Below are 20,469 nucleotides of genomic sequence, written 5' to 3' on the forward strand. Positions count from 1 at the left end.
GGATGAATAAGTGAATATTGATATCGACGCGTTGCGTGCTATCGAGACCGAGCGTGGTGTGCCAGTTACGGACTTGCTGACTTCTGTAGCAAGCGGACTGCTGTATGCATACACCGAGTACCGCGATGGCAACATCGAAGAAAACCATAAGGCCCGCGTAGATATTGATGCTGATACCGGCGAAGTTTCCGTCGTTGTTACCGAAAGCGACGAAGACGGCGAGATCATCACGGAATTTGATGACACGCCCACCAACTTCGGTCGGGTAGCTGCACCGGCTGTCCGCGATGCAATCTTCAAGCGCTTGCGCGAAGTAGAAGCAGACCGCGCCTACGATTCTTACGCTGAACTGCAGGGAACTGTTGTCTCTGGCGTCGTGCAGCAAGATTCTCACGCGAATTCCCGCGGCATCGTCGTGGTGCAACTTGGTACCGAGATTGATATTAAAGAAGGCAAAACCCAAGACGGCATCTTGCTCCCAGCGGAACAGATCCCCGGCGAGCGTTTAACCCACGGCACCCGCGTGCGGGCTTACGTCGTTGGCGTTCAAAAAGAAGGCGCTCGCGTCCAGGTTCTATTGTCGCGGACCCACCCAGAATTGGTTCGTGGACTCTTTGAGCTGGAAGTACCAGAGGTACTCGATGGCGCTGTGGAAATTGTCGCTATCGCTCGCGAAGCAGGACACCGTTCCAAGGTTGCTGTCACCGGCCAGGTCAAAGGCCTAAATGCCAAGGGTGCATGCATTGGCCCCCGCGGTCAGCGTGTGACCAACGTGATGCAGTCTTTGGGTGGCGAGAAGATCGACATCATTGATTTCAATGAGGATCCTGGCGTATACGTGGGCAATGCCTTGGCACCATCGAAAGTAGTGCGCGTGGAAGTGCTTGACCCTGAAGCGCAACTAGCACGCGTGACTGTTCCGGACTACCAGTTGTCACTTGCTATTGGTAAAGAAGGACAAAACGCACGTTTGGCAGCTCGCCTTACCGGCTGGAAGATTGATATTCATTCCGACGCTGACAAGGTCGAGTAATCAACCGCATTGGGCAAAGAAATGTCGCAAGTTCAATTTTTACGACTTTTCAAGTAGGATTGACAATGGCCCACGTGCAGCAGGAAGGAGTTGGTTTTGACCCGACTTCGGACGTGCATAGCAACACGAAAGCGCCTACCGGACACGGAGTTATTGCGTGTGGTGGCTGATACTCAAGGACGTATCATCCCCGATCCCGGCAGACGGCTTCCCGGCAGGGGAGCCTGGATAACACCAGACTTAGCTGCATACGAGCTTGCGGAGAAGCGCCGAGCATTCGCTCGGGCTCTTCGTCTGTCCGCACCCGTGGATACAGGTCAAGTACGTGAGTACTTATCCAAGACCTTCGAGATTGTAAGGAAGACCGAACACTGATGAGCACACAACGATGAAGCATCAGCGATGAAAGTCAGTAACTGATCCTAGGGGCGCCTTGTCGCCTCTAGGGAAACTAAGAGGAGACAAGTGGCAGGTAAGCTACGCGTTCATGAGCTGGCAAAACAGCTCGGAATTACCAGTAAAGAACTACTCGGCACGCTCAAAGAGCAGGGCGAGTTTGTAAAGACCGCATCATCCACCATCGAACCGCCGGTGGTGAAAAAGATGCGTGCGCATTATGAAGAGCAGGGCATCGGTGGCGACAACGCCGAGGCCGCAGCTAAGGCTGCGCCAGCAAAGGCTGAGCCAAAGAAGGCTGCAGCAAAACCAGGTGCACCAAAGCCTGGAGCTGCCAAGCCAGGCGCACCGAAACCAGGTGCTGCGAAGCCAGGCGCTGCAAAACCAGGTGCACCAAAACCTGGAGCTGCGAAGCCAAGCGCGCCGAAACCAGCCCAGGAGCCAGCAGCGGCACAGTCCGCGCCAACTCCGGCAGCGGATGCCAAGAAGCCTGCGGCTCCAGCAGCTGCAAAGCCTGGTGCCCCAAAGCCAGGCGGTCCAAAACCTGGTGCGCCCAAGCCGGGAGCACCAAAGCCTGGCGCTCCGAAGCCAGGTGCAGAAGGCGGCGACAAGCCAACCCCACGTTCCATGCCTAAACCAGGCGGCTCTCGTCGCGTGGCTAATAACCCATTTTCTTCCGGTGGTGGCGCAGGCGATCGTCCTGCACCACGCCCAGGTGGAGGAAAGGGACCACGCCCGAAGCCACAAGGTGGAAAGCGTGACGGCGGTCGTCCAGACAACCGCGAGAATAAGCCACAGTCTGGTGGTCAGGGCGGCGGACGTCGTCCATCGCCAGCAATGATGCCTTCGCATCCAAACCCAGCAGCTATGCCGCAAAAGGCAGCTGCTGCCGGTGGACGCGGTCGCGGTGGTCGCCCAGGCAACCGTCCAGGCGGCGGACAACCAGGTGGAGCACCAGGTGGATTCCGCAGTGGTCCAGGTGGACGCGGCGGACGTCGCGGCGGTACTGCAGGTGCATTCGGCCGTCCAGGCGGCGCACCACGACGCGGTAAGAAGTCGAAGCGTCAGAAGCGGAATGAATACGAGGAGCTACGCGCACCAAACGTAGTTGGTGGCGTGCGCTTGCCAGATGGCAAGGGCGCTTCCATCCGTTTGCGTCGCGGCGCATCCTTGGCGGACTTCGCTGAAAAGATCAATGCGGATCCAGCAGCATTGGTGCAGGCACTGTTTAACCTCGGTGAAATGGTGACCGCAACCGCATCGGTTTCGGAAGAGACCTTGCAGCTGCTCGGCGCGGAGATCAACTACGACGTTCAGGTTGTCTCTCCAGAAGATGAAGACCGTGAGCTGCTTGAGTCCTTCGACCTGCAGTTTGGTGACGATGAAGGTACGGCGGAAGACCTCGCGAAGCGTCCTCCAGTCGTAACCGTCATGGGTCACGTTGACCACGGTAAGACTCGTCTGTTGGACACCATCCGTCGGACGAATGAAGGCGCGGGCGAGGCCGGCGGCATTACCCAGGGCATTGGTGCGTACCAGACCCAGGTTGATGTCGATGGTGGCGAGCGCGTCATTACCTTCCTGGATACCCCAGGTCACGAGGCATTTACCGCCATGCGTGCCCGTGGTGCGAAGTCCACTGACTTGGCAATCTTGGTGGTTGCAGCTGACGACGGCGTTATGCCGCAGACAGTAGAGGCCATCAACCACGCCAAGGCAGCGGATATCCCAGTCGTGGTTGCTGTGAACAAGATCGATAAGCCAGAAGCTGCTCCGGATAAGATCCGTGGCCAGCTGACGGAATACGGCTTGGTCCCAGAAGAGTACGGTGGCGACACCATGTTCGTGGATATCTCCGCGAAGGCTGGCACCAACATCGACGCTCTGCTGGAAGCAGTTGTTCTGACTGCCGATGCAGCGCTGGAGCTTACTGCTAACCCAGACATGGATGCACAGGGTGTATCCATTGAAGCTCACCTCGACCGTGGTCGTGGCCCAGTTGCATCCGTTATCGTTCAGCGCGGTACCTTGCGCGTGGGTGACTCCATCGTTGTGGGTGACTCCTTCGGCCGCGTTCGTCGCATGCTCGATGAGTTCGGTCATGACGTTGAAGAGGCTGGCCCATCCCGTCCGGTCCAGGTTCAGGGCTTGAATGGTGTTCCAGGTGCCGGCGATAACCTGCTGGTTGTGGAAGATGACCGTGTTGCACGTCAGATTGCTGCGCAGCGTGATGCTCGTAAGCGTTCTGCTATGCAGGCGAAGTCCCGCAAGCGCGTTTCCCTCGAGGATCTGGATTCAGTACTCAAGGAGACTTCGACCCTCAACCTCATCCTCAAGGGTGACAACGCAGGTTCTGTGGAAGCACTGGAAGACTCCTTGCTCGATATTGAAATCGACGACGAGGTACAGCTCAACATCATCGACCGCGGCGTTGGTGCGGTTACCCAGACCAACGTCACCTTGGCTGCAGCCTCTGACGCTGTCATCATTGCCTTCAACGTTCGCGCTGAAGGTAAGGCAACGGAAGAAGCCAACGCTGAAGGCGTCGATGTTCGCTACTACACCGTTATCTACCGTGCTATCGAAGAAATTGAGCAGGCACTCAAGGGCATGCTCAAGCCAATCTACGAAGAGCGCGATACCGGTGGGGCAGAGATCCGTGCACTGTTCAAGTCCTCTGCTATCGGCACCATCGCTGGTTGTATGGTCACCGACGGCAAGGTCAAGCGCAACGGCAAGGTTCGCATTGTCCGCGACGGCAACGTCATCACTTCTGACGCGAAGATTCAATCTTTGCGTCATGAAAAGGACGACGTCAACGAGATCAGTGCTGGCTACGAGTGCGGCATGGTCTTGTCCTACCCAGACATCCAGGTAGGCGACCTCATTCAGGCATACGAAGAGGTTGAAGTTCCACGTACCTAAACATCAAAGGTACGGGCTACATGACGTAGCTTAGTGAACGAGATGGAACGAGAAGCCGGGCCTTGTGCCCGGCTTCTTTATCCCTAGAGCAAGTATTTTTGATTCCTAGGAAATGAACTAGGATTGTCCTGAGTTAAACACGAGATAAGTAGAGGCGGATATCATGGCTGATCATGCACGCGCGGCCCGGATGGCAAAGCGCATTCAAACTATTGTGGCGACCGCCATCGACCGTGAAATTAAAGACCGCAGGCTTGAACTAGTCACTATTACGGATACGCGCGTGACTGGTGACTTGCATGACGCGACAGTTTTCTACACCGTCCGCGGTGTCGATATTGATTCTGAGCCAGATTACGACCAGGCAGCCGAGGCACTTAACCGCGCTAAGGGGCAGTTGCGCAAGATCGTCGGTGACCAGCTACAGGTGCGCTTTACCCCGACCTTGTCGTTTGAATTCGACGCGGTGCCTGAAGCTTCGGCACACATGGAGGAGTTGCTTGCCCGGGCACGGGCACGTGATGAGGAGCTGGCCAAGCTAAAGGAAAACGCTAAGCCGGCCGGTGAAGCCAACCCTTATAAGACGGACTCGGAATAGAACTTTCCATGTCCTCTATTTCAGAAGTGGTGGGAGCACTCCAAGAAGCTGACTCGGTGTGCATCGTGGCACACCTGCGCCCAGATGCTGATGCCCTAGGTTCCATGGCGACATTGCGTTTAGCTCTGGAACAGCTAGGGAAGACCACTCGGTGCGTCGTGGGCCAGGATTGGCCTATCTCGGAAAACCTATTTACCATCCCCGGCACCGAGACCGTCGAAGTGGTGACAGCGTTGCCCCAGGGCTGTGACCTGTACGTCACGGTTGATTGTGGCTCATTGGACAGGACAGGGTTTTTGGCACCTGGCCTGGCAAAGATGATCCGCCGCGGCAAGGTTGTATGCATCGATCACCATGCTTCCAACCATGGCTTTGGCAATATCAACCTGGTCGACGTTGCGTGTGAATCCACGACAACGGTGCTCGCTCCCGTGCTGGAAGAACTAGGCGTGAGCTTAAACGCTGATATCGCTCATGCGATGTATGCAGGTTTGGTGACCGACACCGGAAGTTTCCGGTGGGGAAGACCCTACATGCATACCTTTGCGGGGCAGCTGATGGAGTATGGATTAGATACCAAGCAGATCTCAGTTGACCTGATGGATTCCAATACTGCCGAGGATTTGCAGATGCTGGGCCGCGTGCTTGCCGACGTTGAAATCATCCCGGCAGGAGAGCACACTATGGCAGTGCTGGTCGGCCGCTATGACGTGATTTCGGGGCACTCAGATTCTGCAGTGGAGACGATGGTCGATTTTGTCCGTGCCTTGGATGGCACGGACTTAGGCGTGGTCTTTAAGGAACAAGTGCCTGGATTCTGGGCAGTATCTTTGCGTTCAAATGGCGTCAATTGCGCCCAGGTTGCTGCTCGCTTAGGTGGCGGTGGCCATGTTCCGGCAGCGGGCTATTCAACTCGGGGAGAACCAGAAGAAATTATTGCGGAGTTAGCAGATATCGTTGGTCAATTCTAAAGAGTCCCAGATCTCCGCGCGGAGGGTCTTTGCCCTAGCGCTGCCTGCACTTGGCGTGCTGGCAGCCATGCCGCTGTACCTACTGTTGGATACAGCGGTGGTTGGCCGTCTTGGCGCGGAACAATTGGCGGCTCTCGGTGCGGCGGCAGCGGTGCAGTCTGTGGTCACTACCCAGCTGACCTTTTTGTCATATGGCACCACGGCGCGTTCCTCGCGGCTTTTTGGCTCTGGTGATAAACAAGGCGCTATTGCTGAGGGTGTGCAAGCCACCTATGTGGCGCTCATCGTTGGTTTTGGCCTGGCCTGCGTCATCTGGCTATTTGGTGGTCAGATTGCCCTGTGGATGACCGGTAACCCAGAAACGGCAAAGCTGTCCGCATCCTGGTTACACGTGGCTGCCTTTGCAATTCCTATTACCTTGGTCGAAATGGCCGGTAATGGTTGGTTGCGTGGCATCCAAGACACCAAAAAGCCGTTGTACTTTACTCTGGCAGGTTTAATCCCTGGAGCTATTGCCGTGCCATTTTTCGTGCACTGGTGGGGCTTAGTGGGCTCCGCGTGGGCGAATGTCTTAGGCATGGGCATTATCGCGCTGTTGTTTGTGCAGGAGCTGCTCAAGCAACACACGGGTTCGTGGCGCTTGCGGCCACAGGTCATTAAGCGACAGCTGGTGTTAGGACGCGATCTCATCATCCGCTCCGCCAGTTTGCAGGCGGCATTTTTATCCGCAGCGGCAGTGGCAGCACGCTTTGGCACGGCTCCTTTGGCAGCACACCAGGTAATGTTGCAGATCTGGAACTTCCTCACGCTAGTGCTGGATTCGCTAGCCATCGCCGCGCAGACTCTCATTGGGTCTGCTCTCGGTGCCAAGTCCGTCGATGTTGCCCGCAATGCTGGGCAGAAAATCATTCGCTATTCTGTCATCTTTTCCGGCGCATTAGCAGCCGTCTTTGCACTGGGCGCAGGTATCATTCCGCGAATCTTTACCCAAGATGCCGCTGTGCTAGAGGCCATGCGCATTCCGTGGTGGATCATGATCGGCATGATCATCGCGGGGGGCGTCTTGTTCGCCATCGATGGCGTCTTGCTGGGCGCGGGAGATGCCGCTTTCCTGCGTACTATTACCGTTGGTTCGGTGATCGTGGGATTTTTGCCTGGCATCGGTATCGCCTATGCCGCAGGCCTTGGTCTGGCCGGAATTTGGGCCGGTTTGGCGGCATTTATTGGCCTGCGAACCATAGCTGTTGTGATCCGGTTTTATTCGATGCGGTGGGCGGTCATCGATTAGCACTGCGCTAACGTTTCTGGCCACGGTGACGATAAACCTTGGAGAGCCGACGGGCTGCTAAAGTTTCAGCAGTCGATAGAAGTCAGAGTACAAGGGGTTAATCATGGCTGGACAGTCATCGCACACAACATTGTGGGCGGTCTCTGACCTGCATGCTGCGGTGAAGGCAAATAGTAAAAAGATTGATGAAATCCAGCCTTCAAATCCGGCAGATTGGCTAATTGTTGCCGGCGATGTCGCCGAACGCACCGATCTGGTGGTGCAGGTCTTAAAAGAGCTGCGGTCGCGTTTTGCCAAGGTCATTTGGGCACCGGGCAACCATGAACTATTTTCTCGCTCCACAGATCAGTTCCGAGGACGAGAAAAATATGTGGAGCTAGTCGAAGGCTGCCGCGAGATTGACGTCATCACGCCGGAAGACCCCTACCCAGTATTTAATGGCGTGACTATTGCGCCGCTATTTACGTTGTACGATTACTCGTTCCGTGCACCCGGAACCACGGTGGAACAAGCCATCGCGGCTGCAGCCGAGCGGCAAATTATGATGACGGATGAGATTGCGATTGCACCTTTTGTGGATGTGCGTGCCTGGTGCTGGGACCGTCTGGCGTACTCGATTAAGCGCCTATCGCGCATTTCCGGGCCGACGGTGCTGATTAATCACTGGCCGCTGGTACAAGAGCCAACGCTGAAAATGCGGTGGTCGGAAATTGGTTTATGGTGCGGCTCCCGGCATACTCGTCATTGGCCGACCCGCTATAACGCGGAGGCAGTGATCTATGGCCATTTGCATATGCCTTCCGTCGAAAAGATTGATGGAGTCGATCATATTGAGGTCTCTCTGGGCTACCCGCGGGAATGGCTGTCCCATCAAGGCAACCAACTGTGGCCATATCCTGTGTTGACGATGGAAGAGGATGAAACATGATGATGGAGAAATCTCTCTTCCCCGACGTCGCACGGTTTTGCTACGTCAAGACCGACCCGAAGACCTCCGACTTGGTCAATTTCCATAATCTGCACCCGCTGGAGCAATCTGTAGCGGCGCATTCCGTTGATGCCCGCAAGGCAGAATTCGGGGATGCCCGCTGGTGTGCGCATGAGGCGCTGAAAGAACTGGGTTATCAAGGCCAGGAGCCGATTTTGCGCGGGGAGCGAGGCATGCCGTTATGGCCAGCTGGCTATATCGGATCCTTAACGCACACACCTGGCTTTCGCGCGGCGGTGGTCGCGCCGACCTCACAGGTTACGTCTTTAGGTTTAGACGTTGAAGTCGCAGAGCCGCTGCCCGAAGGCGTGCTGTCGATGATTGCGCGGTCGGGGGAGATTCCGCAGATTAATCGCTTGCGCAAGGCCGAGATATCTTTTGCTGACCGGCTGCTATTTTGCGCCAAGGAAGCCACCTATAAAGCATGGTTTCCCATGACTCACCGGTGGTTGGGATTTGAGCAGGCCGAAGTAGATATTCGCGAAGATGGCACGTTGATTTCTTACTTATTGGTCCGACCAACACCAGTGCCGTTTATCTGCGGGCGCTGGATGGTGCGCGATGGCTACATCATTGTCTCCACCACCGTGGAAGCTGGCCTTGGCCACGAGCGATTGACGTATTAGCTCAACGTCGACGGATGTGCCACAAAGACGGTGGCCAAACGCTTTCCTTGTTCTTTGATGAGCGCTACTGAGCGGCCATCGGGGCCTACTGCTGCGTGCGTGCCTTTGAGGCCACGTGGTTCTAGCCATTGGCCCATCGCGAGCTTGTGCGCCTCTTCGGCGGTGACATCCAAGCGGGGATAGCAGCGCACCAACGCCTCATCCAAGCTCAGGGACAGTTGCATGGCATCGATCGGGGAGGCATCGTCAAGCAAAAATGGCCCGACGGCGGTTCTACGAAGCGCCGTTAAATGCCCGCCGACGCCCAGCGCAGCACCTAAATCGCGAGCAAGGGAGCGGATATAGGTACCAGAGGAACATTCCACCGTGACATCTAACTCGCGGGGATCCATCCGGCTATTGTGCACCTCAAAGCGGCTCACGGTGACCGGGCGGGCAGGAATATCGATGTCCTCGCCATCACGAACGCGCTGGTAGGCACGTTTGCCATCGATTTTAATGGCGCTGACTTTGGCGGGCTTTTGCATGATCTCGCCGCTGAGCTTGGCAATTTCTTCGTGGACCTGTGAATCCGTGATGTGCGCGGCTGAAGTTTCTGACAGGATGTCGCTTTCAAAATCATCGGTGGTCGTGGAAGCACCCAGGCGGATAGTAGCTTCATAGGCCTTGGTGGCTGCGACCATGTGCGCTAAAAACTTGGTGCCACGCTCAATACCCAGGATTAAAACACCCGTGGCCATGGGATCTAAGGTTCCGGCGTGGCCAACCTTGCGGGTACCAAACTCCCGCCGAACGCGGGAGACCACGTCATGAGAGGTCATGCCGGCTGGTTTATCCACAACAACAAGTCCTGAGTCAGTCATGAGGCCATAGTCTAATCGGCAAGCAAATGATCTAGCATGTAAGGCGTGGATATTTGGTACGGAACAGCAGCAGTCCCCAAAGACTTAGACAACAGTGCAGTGACCATTGGTGTCTTTGACGGTGTGCACCGCGGACATCAAAAATTAATTAACGCCACTGTTGATAAAGCCCGCCAGACGGGTTCGAAAGCAGTCATGGTGACCTTCGACCCGCACCCGGTGTCTGTGTTCCTCCCGCGCCGAGCTCCGCTGGGAATTACCACGTTGCACGAGCGTTTTTCCTTGGCGGAAACTTACGGCATTGACGCAGTTCTTGTTATCGATTTCACCAAGGAACTTTCCGGCACAACCCCAGAAAAGTACGTGGAATATCTCTTGGAAGATACGCTGCACGCCTCCCACATCGTCGTTGGCGCGAATTTCACCTTCGGTGAAAACGCCGCCGGCACCGCAGACACGCTCAAAAATATTTGTGCGGCGCGGATGACAGTCGATGTCATCGATTTGCTTGACGATGACGGGGTGCGCATTTCCTCCACGACAGTGCGCGAGTACCTGTCGCAGGGCAATGTGGCGCGGGCCAATTGGGCATTAGGGCGGCACTTTTCGGTGTCTGGACCTGTCGTACGCGGTGCTGGGCGCGGCGGCAAAGAATTGGGCTTTCCTACGGCGAATCAGTATTTCCATGACACCGTGGCATTGCCAGCCGACGGAGTCTATGCAGGGTGGCTGACGATCTTGCCGACTGAGGCACCGGTGAGTGGAAATATGGAACCAGAAATCGCCTATGCTGCTGCGATTTCGGTGGGAACTAACCCGACGTTTGGTGATGAGCAGCGCTCCGTCGAATCTTTTGTTCTCGACCGCGATGCTGATTTGTACGGCCATGATGTCAAAGTGGAATTTGTGGATCATGTCCGCACGATGGAAAAGTTTGATTCCGTGGAGCAGTTGCTCGACGTTATGGCCAAAGATGTCATCAAAACCCGTAAGATCTTGGCAGAAGATGTGGCCGCGCAGCAGATGGGGCCGACGACCTACTTCCTGCAATCTGAAAGCGCTTAAATTATGAAAATGATTCTGGACTTGGACACGGGTATCGATGATGCCTTTGCGCTCGCTTATGCCATTGCGCACCCTGATATTGAGCTCATTGGTATCACCGGCACCTACGGCAATGTCACGGTGGAACAGGGGATGGCTAATACCCAAGCGTTGTTGGAGCTGCTCGGCCAGCCAGAGATTCCCGTGTACGCAGGTGCCACCGTGGCGGGTTTTGAGGTCTCAGAGGCATCGGCGCGCATCCATGGCGCGGATGGCGTGGGAAACGTTGATATCGCTGCTGAGAAAGCGGACTCTGCGGGCGATGCCGTGGAGTTTCTTATCGCATCGGCTGCCAAATACGGTGAGGACCTAGTTGTTGTTCCCACCGGCGCGCAAACCACCCTGGCTCGTGCGCTCGAACAAGATGAGACGCTGCGCAGTATCCGCATGGTGTCTATGGGCGGCGCGCTGACGGTACCGGGGAATGTCTCTCCGGCTGCTGAAGCCAATATTTCCCAAGATCCACACTCGTCGAATACCGTGTACCAACTTGCGGAAGACATGACCATGGTGGGCTTGGATGTGACGATGCAAACACAGCTAACGCGCGCAGAAGCAGATTCCTGGCGGGGAAGTGCCGCGGGTGATGTCTTTGCCGATATGGCGGGGTATTACATCGACGCGTACCAAGACAACAATCCGCACATGGAGGGTTGTGCGCTCCATGATCCACTCGCAGTCGCCGTGGCTGCCGACCCCGACTTGGTGGATTGTCTCATTTTGCCACTGCAGGTAGACACCGAAGGCCCGACCATTGGCCGAACAATTGGTCGTTGGGAAGGCACCGATGTGGAAACGCGTGTTGCCGTTGGGGTGGACGTGGATACGTTCGTGCCCGATTTCATCGACAAGCTAGCGCAACTATTTGGCCGATTGGCCCAGTCACGGTAATATTAACCCTCGCTTTGTGACTGCGGTTCGCAGCAGTTGCGAAGTAGCAGCTTAGGCTGTTTGTTTTATGCGGACTGAAATATTTATAGGAGATAATCTCATGGCATTGACCGCTGAGAAGAAGTCCGAAATCCTCAAGGAATTTGGACTGCACGAGACCGATACCGGTTCCCCAGAGGCACAGGTTGCACTGCTGACCTCTCGCATCAATACTTTGACCGAGCACCTGAAGTTCCACAAGCATGACCACCACTCCCGTCGTGGCTTGTTGCTGATGGTTGGTCGTCGTCGTGGCCTGCTGAAGTACCTGGCTGCGAACAACATTGACCGTTACCGTGACCTGATTTCCCGTCTGGGCCTGCGTCGCTAAAGCTTGCGTCAATCGCCGCTGTTGTCATCATGACAAACAGTGGCGATTTTTTTGCGTTTTCTAGGCTTGACTCGGCCAATCAATCTCACAGTGTGAACGAGCAGCGACTTTGGTAGACTGTGGAATGTTGTACGTGCATAAATACGTAAATGAACACTTTTGATGGCGACACCGATGATCGCCAGATACTCTACGAAGGAGATCCCCTCTTAATGAGTCCACGCAATAGCGGGAAAGCACTAAACCCAAATAACCAAGTCAGCTTCGCAAAAGATGAAGACTTTGACATCCTCGAAGCAACCGCTGTTTTAGACAACGGTGACTTTGGTACCCGCACCATCACTTTCGAAACTGGCCAGCTAGCCCGTCAAGCTGATGGTTCTGTCACCACCTACTTTGATGATGACACCATGCTGTTGACCACCGTGACTGCATCCAACCAGCCGCGCGAAGGACTTGATTTCTTCCCGCTGACCGTGGATGTGGAAGAACGCATGTATGCCGCAGGTAAAATCCCCGGCTCTTTCTTCCGTCGCGAAGCCCGCCCATCGACTGAAGCCATCCTGGCGTGTCGTCTGATTGACCGCCCGCTGCGCCCGACCTTCGTTAAGGGCCTGCGCAATGAGGTTCAGGTCATCAATACCGTCTTGAGCTTGGACCCAGCGGAATACTACGACGTCATCGCCATCAACGGCTCGTCGGCTGCAACCCAGCTTTCCGGTTTGCCAGTATCTGGCCCTGTCGGCGGTGTCCGCATGGCACTGCTGGCTGATGATAAGCACCCAGAAGGCCAGTGGGTGGCATTCCCGAATGCAGAACAGCACGAGCGTGCGCTGTTTGAAATGGTCGTTGCCGGCCGTATTGTCAGCCGCAAGAACAAGGGCAAAAACGTCGACGACGTTGCCATCATGATGGTTGAAGCAGGCGCTGGCGTGCACGTGCACGAACGCGTTGCTGAAGGCGCACCAGCGCCGCAAGAGTCCACTGTTGCAGCCGGACTCGAAGCAGCCAAGCCATTCATCAAGACTCTGTGTGAAGCACAGGCAGGACTTGCTGAACGCGCGGCGAAGGAAACGAAGGAATTCCAGCTTTTCCCGCCATACGCTGACGAGGTCTACGACGCGGTTGCACGCAAGGCTGAGAAGAAGCTCAGCAAGCTGATGACCATTGCTGCGAAGCAGGAGCGCGACGAAGCTACGAATGCGCACATGGAAGAAGTCGAAGCACAGCTGCTCGAGGTCTTTACCGAAGATGATGCGTCCAAGCAGATCCGCGCTGCTTACAACCAGTTGATGAAGGAAATCGTGCGTGAGAAGATCCTCACCGAAGGTTTCCGTATCGATGGTCGTGCGGCAGAAGATATCCGTGACCTGGGCGCTGAGATTGGTTTGATCCCACGCGTACACGGCTCTGCGTTGTTTGAGCGCGGTGAAACCCAAATTCTTGGTGTGACCACCTTGGATATGCTCAAGATGGAGCAGACCATTGACTCTTTGACCCCAGTGGAGTCCAAGCGTTATATCCACCACTACAACTTCCCGCCATACTCCACCGGTGAAACCGGTCGTGTTGGTTCTCCAAAGCGCCGCGAGATTGGCCACGGTGCACTCGCAGAGCGTGCGTTGCTGCCGGTCATCCCTCCACGCGAGCAGTTCCCGTACACCATTCGCCAGGTCTCTGAGGCTCTTGGATCCAATGGTTCTACTTCCATGGGTTCGGTCTGTGCTTCGACGATGTCTTTGTACAACGCTGGCGTCCCGCTGAAGGCACCGGTTGCTGGTATTGCGATGGGTCTTGTCTCCGGCGAGGTCGACGGTGAAGAGCGCTTCGTCGCTTTGACCGATATCTTGGGTGCAGAAGACGCATTCGGCGATATGGACTTCAAGGTCGCGGGTACCAGCGACTACATCACCGCACTGCAGCTGGATACCAAGCTGGATGGCATCCCATCCGAGGTATTGGCTAATGCTTTGTCGCAGGCACGCAATGCCCGCGAAGAGATCTTGGACATCATGGCTGAGGGCATTGACGGACCAGATGAGATGTCTCCACTGGCTCCGAAGATCACCTCGATCAAGATTCCAGTATCCAAGATCGGTGAGTTGATTGGCCCGAAGGGCAAGACCATCAACACCATCACGGAAGAAACCGGCGCAGATGTGTCGATCGAAGACGACGGCACCGTCTATGTCTCCGCTACTTCCGGTGAAGCCGCAGACGCAGCCATTGAAAAGGTCAATGCCATTGCGAACCCGCAGCTTCCGAAGGTCGGCGAGCGTTTCTTGGGCACCGTTGTGAAGACAGTCGCTTTCGGCGCCTTTGTCTCCATCACGCCAGGCCGTGACGGTCTTATTCACATCTCCAACCTCGGTGGCGATGAGCGAATTGAAAAGGTCGAAGACGTTGTCAACGTCGGCGATAAGATTCAGGTAGAAATCGCGGATATTGATAACCGCGGCAAGATCTCCCTGGTTCCAGTCGAGGCTTAAGCCTTCACCCTTAACTAAAAAGCAGTGCTTCCAAGACGGAGGCACTGCTTTTTGTGATCGGTATTAGTTCATGATGTCGATGACCACGCGCGATGGATCTTCGAGGGAAGTGACCGAGTAGGCGGATTCCTTTTTCAGCCCGATGACATATTGTGACTGGGCTTCAAAGGTGGTGACGAATTCAACGCCGGTGACAACTCCTGCACCAGGGGTAGTGCCAAAGTCCATGTACTTTTCTTCCAATTCCGGAGTTGAAGGCCACGGTGTCGATTCCACGCCGACATTGATGGCAGTGGTGCCCTCATATTCAATGGGGAAGCCAGACGCCTGCTGGGTGGGCTCAGGGGTCAACGTAGTAAACCAGCCAGCTGAACCAGAGCCTTCATAGTCCAATACGACGCGGGTAAATGACCCGTGGTCAGCGACACGGACCCCGACTGGCACCAGATCGGTGCCTGACGCAGGCCGTTGCTGTTTATCCGCGGTATCAGGTGAGCCCATTGGTGGTAGTTCTTCTGAACCGTTGGTGGTTGCTTCTATCGTGTTGGGAGACGTGGTAGCCGCCGTGTCTTCTTCGCTGGTAGCAGCGGCGCTTGAGGTGGTCTCCTGGGCCGGTTCTGAAGGTGCGCTTGAATCCGCAGCTTCATCAGCGGGGGAGGAGCAGGCAGCGAGTAGTGCAGTAGTGGCTGCCAAGCTAAGGGCGATGAGGGAAAAGCGGCTGGTAGTCATACTGCCATCTTAGCTGTTTTATCAGTGACTATTGAGACAATTTGATAACAGTGGGGTGGAGATTGATTAGTGCTTCAATTGCACAAGCTGAATGATGTTGCCACACGTGTCATCGAATGCTGCGATGACAGATGGACCAACGTCGGTTGGGTCCATGGTAAAGGTCACGCCTTTTTCTTTGAGTGCTGCAGTTTCCGCTTCCACATCGTCGGAGAGGAATTGGGTGGCTGGAATTCCGTCCTTGCGGATGGCTTCGGTGTAAGCGACTGCGGCTGGGTGAGCATTGGGTTCTAGAAGTAGCTCTGTACCGCCGTCTGGGTTGGTGATGGTTAGCCACCAAAAGTCGCCATTTTTGACGCTGTCTTTGACGACAAATCCGAGCTTATCAACGTAGAAGTCATGGGCCTTTTGAACATCATCAACGAAGATGGAAGCAATATAGATACGCATGGTTCTAACGATAGCAGCGCAGCTCGCTACACTTGAGGGCTAGAGAAGATTTTTACCAACGTAAAACGCAAAGAGGAGAAGGTAGAAAATGACGATTAAAGTCGGTGTGCTTGGTGCCAAAGGCCGTGTGGGACAAGCCGTGGTTGAAGGTGTGGAAGCAAGCGATGACCTCGAGCTGGTCGCGACGATCGGTCGGGACGACTCCTTGGAACTGCTGTCTCTCAATGGCGCGGAAGTAGTGGTGGATTTCACCCAGCCAGATTCCGTCATGGGAAACTTGGAATACTGCATTGCGCAAGGCATGCACTGCGTTGTTGGAACAACCGGATTTACTGATGAGCGTTTGCAGCAAGTAGAAGCGTGGACTCAGCAGGAAGGCGCCGGCAATGTATTAATTGCACCGAACTTCGCTATTTCTGCCGTGCTGACGATGGTCTTTGCGCGTCAAGCCGCACCGTATTTCGAAACGGCGGAGGTCGTGGAATTCCACCACCCAACCAAGCTCGACGCACCTTCTGGAACCGCCATCCATACCGCTCAGGGCATCGCTCAGTCCCGCGCTGAGGCAGGCATGGGAGCAATGCCTGATGCCACAGCACAAAGCTTGGATGGTGCCCGTGGCGCTTTGGTCGACGGCATTCCGGTGCACGCTGTTCGCACCCGCGGCATGGTCGCGCACGAGGAGGTTATCTTTGGTGCAGAAGGACAGTCGCTGACGATCCGCCAGGATTCTTATGACCGCAATTCCTTTACCCCAGGCGTATTGCTGGGTGTCCGCGAAATCGAGAAATACCCAGGTCTGACCTACGGGCTGGAAAAGTACTTGGGGCTGTAAATGGCCGAGCAAGTACACCTTAATGTGCAGCTGATTGCTGCAACGCAATTTCACAAACCACCCGAACCACAGTGGGACCGCGATGATGCGGCGACCGATGCAGAAGCCCTCGTGGAATTTGCCGGGAGGGCGTGTTACGACTCTTTTGATAAGCCGAATCCTCGGACGCAGACTAATGAGTCCTATTTGCGGCACCTTCTCGAAGTCGGCCACGACGCACTGCTAGAGCACGCCACGGCCACCCTTTATATTCAGGGTATTTCGCGCTCCGCATGTCACGAATTAGTGCGCCATCGTCACTTTTCTTTCTCACAGCTGTCGCAGCGTTTCGTCCATCCGGAAAACGCTGAGGTCGTCGTCCCCAAATCCATCGCGGATGATGAGCAGCTATCGCGGCTTTTATTAGGTGCCGTTGATGAAACCCGTTTTGTCTACGAAGAGCTGTTGAGTGCACTAGAAGAAAAGCTTGCTGATGAGCCAAATGCTATTTTGCGCATGAAACAGGCACGACAAGCTGCTCGCTCCATTTTGCCCAATGCCACAGAGTCACGAATTGTGGTGACAGGTAACTACCGCACGTGGCGGCACTTTATCGCCGCTCGTGCCACGGAATACGCTGACGTGGAGATACGCAGCGTTGCTATTGCGTGTTTGCGCTTGTTAAAAGCCCAAGCACCGGTGCTTTTCGATGATTTCAATATCTCAACTTTGGCTGATGGTACGGAGATGGCATCGTCTCCGTACGCCTAAGGTGAAACCCAATTTTCGGCACACACGGCTCCCGATGTACCGAAAAGGGGGTTAAGCGGGTAATCTTGATAGCCATGAGCACAGGTATGACAGCAAGGACAGGTGTCGAGCACTTTGGCCGCGTCGGTGTCGCAATGGTTACTCCTTTTGATAGTAACGGCGCATTCGACGTGGAGAAGGCTCGGCAGCTAGCCGCACACCTGGTGGACAACGGCATTGATTCATTGATCTTGTCTGGAACCACCGGGGAATCACCCACGACCACTGTGGATGAGAAGCTGGAATTGCTCAAAGCTGTAAAGGACGAAGTAGGAGACCGGGCTAAGCTCACAGCCGGTGCGGGCACAAATGACACCGCAAGCTCGATTGAGCTAGCCAAGGCAAGCGTCGATGCTGGTGCAGATGCCCTACTGATTGTGACGCCGTATTATTCGAAGCCATCTCAAAGTGGTGTCTACGCGCACTTTGCAGCGATAGCGAATGCCACAGACTTACCTATCTGTGTCTATGACATCCCGGGTCGCTCGGGTATTCCTGTTGAAACAGATACCTTGCTGCGTATGTCAGAGCTTCCCACCGTCAAGGCCGTTAAGGACGCGAAAGGTGATTTCGCAGCGGCTTCACGCCTGATCGCAGAAACTGACCTGGCGTGGTACTCCGGTGATGATCCACTCAACCTGCCATGGTTGTCAGTTGGCGCATCCGGATTTATTTCGGTTGTTGGTCATGCCGCTCCACGTGAGCTGGCGGAACTGTGGGATGCCTTTGACCACGGTGATATCGACCGTGCTCGGGAAATTAACGCACAAACTCTTATCCCTCTGGCGGAGCAACAAGCCCGTCTTGGAGGCGTAACACTTGCAAAAGAAGCTCTGCGTATGCAGGGCATTGAAGTTGGAGATCCTCGTTTGCCAGTACTCGGCGCAGATGCCGAGGAGCTCGAGGATCTCCGTAAGACGATGAAGAAGGCTGGAGTCCTTAAAGAATGAATGAATCCCGTAACCGTCCCCGTAAGGTAACCCGAAAGGCGGGTCCACCTGCGGAGGCGCAGGAAACCGCTTCAAATGAAGCGGCTTCGCCTGTTTTCCAGGCACCTGACGACTCGGCCCAGTCCGCACAGAATGAGCGGGCAGAGGCAAAGTCATATAACTCCGACAAGAATGGCTCGGAGAATAGCCACAACAACCAGGACAATGGTGGCCAGGGCGGAAATAACAACCGTCGCTCCCGTTCCCGTGGTTCCCGCGGCCGTGGCCGGGGTGGCAATAATGGCCACAACAACCAGGGCGGCAATAACAGCCAGAGTGGCAACAACAATCAAGGCGGACGTGGCAACCGTCGCGGCGGAAATAATAACAACCGCCGGAACGTTCCAAAGTCCATGCAGGGCGCAGATTTGACCAAGCGTCTTCCACAGCCACCAAAGCAGGCTAAGGGCTCGCTGCGTATTTACGCACTGGGTGGCATTTCGGAAATTGGCCGCAACATGACCGTTTTCGAATATGACGGAAAGCTGTTGGTCATTGACTGTGGCGTGCTTTTCCCATCGTCCGGCGAGCCCGGCGTGGACTTGATTCTGCCTGACTTTGGTCCAATCGAGAACAAGATCGACAAGATTGAGGCCTTGATTGTCACTCACGCGCACGAGGACCACATTGGTGCTATTCCGTGGCTGTTGAAGCTGCGCTCTGATATTCCAATCGTTGCTTCCCGTTTCACCATTGCTTTGATCGCAGCCAAGTGTAAAGAACACCGCCAGCGACCTAAGTTCATCGAGGTCAACGAGAAGTCCGATGTAAGCTACGGCCCATTCCGTGCACGCTTCTGGGCAGTAAACCACTCTGTGCCAGACGCACTCGGTGTCATGCTGGGAACCCCAGCTGGCAACGTCATCCACACCGGTGACATCAAGCTGGATCAAACTCCATTGGATGGTCGTCCTACTGACCTTCCAGCATTGTCTCGCTACGGGGATGAAGGCGTTGACCTCATGCTGTGTGACTCGACGAATGCAAACATTCCAGGCGTTTCCGCATCAGAAGGCGACATCCCGGCTACCTTTAACCGACTAGTCGCAAGCGCCCGCCAGCGCGTTATCATCGCATCGTTTGCATCCAACGTTTACCGCGTTCAGGCTGCTATCGATGCCGCAGTAAAGGCTGGCCGCAAGGTGGCCTTCAACGGTCGTTCCATGCTGCGCAATATGGAAATCGCCGAGAAGATGGGGTTTTTGAAGGTCCCGCGCGGAACCATCGTTTCCATTGAAGACGCAGCAAAGATGGCTCCGCACAAGGTGGTCTTGATTACCACCGGTACTCAGGGCGAGCCCATGGCAGCATTGTCGCGTATGGCACGACGTGAGCACCGTCAGATCACCGTTCGTGACGGCGATATGATTGTGTTCTCTTCCTCCCTGATTCCAGGTAATGAAGAAGCTGTCTACGGCGTAATGAATATGCTGTCGCAGATCGGCGCTCAGGTTATTACCAATAAGGAAGCTAAGGTTCACGCTTCCGGCCACGGCTACGGCGGCGAGTTGCTGTTCCTCTACAATGCAGCTCGACCAAAGAACGCTATGCCGGTTCACGGCGAGTGGCGTCACCTCCGTGCCAATAAGGAATTGGCCATTTCCACGGGTGTTGACCGCGACCGAGTTGTCTTGGCACAAAACGGTGTTGTTGTGGACATGCAAAATGGTCGTGCACAGGTCGTTGGCCAGCTGACTGTTGGTCACCTCTATGTTGACGGTGTGAACATGGGCGACGTCGACGCGGATACGCTCGCGGACCGCACCAATCTAGGCTCGGGCGGCGTGGTCTCGATTACTTGTGTAATTGATAACCGCACCTCGCGTCTGCTGGAGCACCCAACGGTCTCCACGACGGGCTTTAGCGATGATGACCGCGGTATCGTGCCCGAGGTTGCTGAGTTGGTAGAAAATACCATGAATGACTTGGCATCCGAAGGTGAAAATGACACCTACCGCATGGTCCAGCGTTTGCGCCGTAAGGTTTCCAAGCTGATGGATTCGCAGTACAAGCGCGAGCCAGTTATCTTGCCGACCATCATTGGCACCTCTGGAGAGGTCTTGGTTGCAGACGAGGACGAAGTCAAAGCAACCCGTCCTTCTCAGTAGTCTTTAAGGGCTTTCACCGGCTTTTTG

19 protein-coding genes are annotated in these 20,469 nt (G+C 55.3%); 16 read left to right on the forward strand and 3 right to left on the reverse strand.

Annotated features, from left to right (window positions below):
- Positions 1-10: 10 nt before the first annotated feature.
- The 8 genes from nusA (at position 11) to CAMM_RS05685 (ending at position 8,825) form a co-directional block, all read left to right on the forward strand.
- Positions 11-1,033 (forward strand): transcription termination factor NusA, encoded by a 1,023-nt coding sequence (nusA, locus tag CAMM_RS05650; protein WP_003845422.1) that lies wholly within the window; start codon positions 11-13, stop codon positions 1,031-1,033.
- Positions 1,034-1,129: 96 nt separating this feature from the next.
- Positions 1,130-1,408, forward strand: a complete 279-nt coding sequence (locus CAMM_RS05655) for a YlxR family protein (RefSeq protein WP_075761525.1) — start codon at positions 1,130-1,132, stop codon at positions 1,406-1,408.
- A 90-nt stretch (positions 1,409-1,498) separates the two neighbouring features.
- Positions 1,499-4,354 carry a translation initiation factor IF-2 gene (gene infB, locus CAMM_RS05660; RefSeq protein ID WP_040354379.1) on the forward strand — a complete coding sequence of 952 codons (2,856 nt, stop codon included), beginning with the start codon at positions 1,499-1,501 and terminating at the stop codon, positions 4,352-4,354.
- Between the two features lie 163 nt (positions 4,355-4,517).
- A complete protein-coding gene (gene rbfA / locus CAMM_RS05665; RefSeq protein WP_003845429.1) occupies positions 4,518-4,952 on the forward strand; it encodes a 30S ribosome-binding factor RbfA in 435 nt (144 codons plus the stop codon).
- Positions 4,953-4,960: 8 nt separating this feature from the next.
- The gene (locus tag CAMM_RS05670; RefSeq protein ID WP_003845430.1) at positions 4,961-5,923 is read left to right on the forward strand and encodes a DHH family phosphoesterase; all 963 of its coding nucleotides are present in this window, start codon (positions 4,961-4,963) and stop codon (positions 5,921-5,923) included.
- Positions 5,910-7,211, forward strand: a complete 1,302-nt coding sequence (locus CAMM_RS05675; protein WP_003845432.1) for an MATE family efflux transporter — start codon at positions 5,910-5,912, stop codon at positions 7,209-7,211. Before CAMM_RS05670 ends, CAMM_RS05675 begins: the two co-directional genes overlap by 14 nt.
- A 103-nt stretch (positions 7,212-7,314) precedes the next feature.
- Positions 7,315-8,139 carry a metallophosphoesterase family protein gene (locus tag CAMM_RS05680; protein ID WP_003845433.1) on the forward strand — a complete coding sequence of 275 codons (825 nt, stop codon included), beginning with the start codon at positions 7,315-7,317 and terminating at the stop codon, positions 8,137-8,139.
- On the forward strand, positions 8,139-8,825 hold the full coding sequence (locus tag CAMM_RS05685) for a 4'-phosphopantetheinyl transferase family protein (protein WP_040354472.1): 687 nt from the start codon (positions 8,139-8,141) through the stop codon (positions 8,823-8,825). The genes CAMM_RS05680 and CAMM_RS05685 overlap by 1 nt, the downstream gene beginning before the upstream one ends.
- On the opposite strand, the gene truB is transcribed toward CAMM_RS05685, so the two are convergent.
- Positions 8,822-9,688: a tRNA pseudouridine(55) synthase TruB gene (gene truB / locus CAMM_RS05690; protein ID WP_003845435.1), complete on the reverse strand. Its 867-nt coding sequence runs from the start codon at positions 9,686-9,688 to the stop codon at positions 8,822-8,824. The genes CAMM_RS05685 and truB overlap by 4 nt on opposite strands.
- 45 nt (positions 9,689-9,733) lie before the next feature.
- On the opposite strand from truB, the gene CAMM_RS05695 reads away from it, so the two are divergent.
- The 4 genes from CAMM_RS05695 (at position 9,734) to CAMM_RS05710 (ending at position 14,542) form a co-directional block, all read left to right on the forward strand.
- Positions 9,734-10,753 carry a bifunctional riboflavin kinase/FAD synthetase gene (locus CAMM_RS05695; RefSeq protein ID WP_003845436.1) on the forward strand — a complete coding sequence of 340 codons (1,020 nt, stop codon included), beginning with the start codon at positions 9,734-9,736 and terminating at the stop codon, positions 10,751-10,753.
- A 3-nt stretch (positions 10,754-10,756) separates the two neighbouring features.
- Entirely contained in the window at positions 10,757-11,683 is a 927-nt protein-coding gene (locus CAMM_RS05700; protein WP_075761526.1) for a nucleoside hydrolase, read from the forward strand.
- A gap of 100 nt (positions 11,684-11,783) precedes the next feature.
- Positions 11,784-12,053: a 30S ribosomal protein S15 gene (rpsO, locus tag CAMM_RS05705; RefSeq protein WP_040354382.1), complete on the forward strand. Its 270-nt coding sequence runs from the start codon at positions 11,784-11,786 to the stop codon at positions 12,051-12,053.
- A gap of 212 nt (positions 12,054-12,265) precedes the next feature.
- Entirely contained in the window at positions 12,266-14,542 is a 2,277-nt protein-coding gene (locus CAMM_RS05710) for a polyribonucleotide nucleotidyltransferase (protein WP_040354384.1), read from the forward strand.
- Positions 14,543-14,605: 63 nt separating this feature from the next.
- Here the strand turns inward: CAMM_RS05710 and CAMM_RS05715 are convergent, their stop codons facing one another.
- Both CAMM_RS05715 and CAMM_RS05720 read right to left on the reverse strand, forming a co-directional pair.
- The gene (locus CAMM_RS05715; protein ID WP_003845445.1) at positions 14,606-15,271 is read right to left on the reverse strand and encodes an AMIN-like domain-containing (lipo)protein; all 666 of its coding nucleotides are present in this window, start codon (positions 15,269-15,271) and stop codon (positions 14,606-14,608) included.
- 66 nt (positions 15,272-15,337) lie between these two features.
- Positions 15,338-15,721, reverse strand: coding sequence for a VOC family protein (locus CAMM_RS05720; RefSeq protein ID WP_003845446.1), 384 nt, complete (start codon positions 15,719-15,721; stop codon positions 15,338-15,340).
- Between the two features lie 88 nt (positions 15,722-15,809).
- Between CAMM_RS05720 and dapB the strand changes: the two genes are divergently transcribed.
- The 4 genes from dapB (at position 15,810) to CAMM_RS05740 (ending at position 20,442) form a co-directional block, all read left to right on the forward strand.
- Positions 15,810-16,556: a 4-hydroxy-tetrahydrodipicolinate reductase gene (dapB, locus tag CAMM_RS05725; protein ID WP_003845448.1), complete on the forward strand. Its 747-nt coding sequence runs from the start codon at positions 15,810-15,812 to the stop codon at positions 16,554-16,556.
- Entirely contained in the window at positions 16,557-17,306 is a 750-nt protein-coding gene (gene thyX, locus CAMM_RS05730) for an FAD-dependent thymidylate synthase (protein ID WP_003845449.1), read from the forward strand.
- Between the two features lie 74 nt (positions 17,307-17,380).
- Complete coding sequence (dapA, locus tag CAMM_RS05735) at positions 17,381-18,295, forward strand: 4-hydroxy-tetrahydrodipicolinate synthase (protein ID WP_003845451.1); 915 nt, start codon at positions 17,381-17,383, stop codon at positions 18,293-18,295.
- On the forward strand, positions 18,292-20,442 hold the full coding sequence (locus tag CAMM_RS05740; RefSeq protein WP_077715798.1) for a ribonuclease J: 2,151 nt from the start codon (positions 18,292-18,294) through the stop codon (positions 20,440-20,442). Before dapA ends, CAMM_RS05740 begins: the two co-directional genes overlap by 4 nt.
- The last annotated feature ends 27 nt before the right edge of the window (positions 20,443-20,469 follow it).

It is taken from the genome of Corynebacterium ammoniagenes DSM 20306 (genome assembly GCF_001941425.1).
GTDB classification, from domain to species: domain Bacteria; phylum Actinomycetota; class Actinomycetes; order Mycobacteriales; family Mycobacteriaceae; genus Corynebacterium; species Corynebacterium ammoniagenes.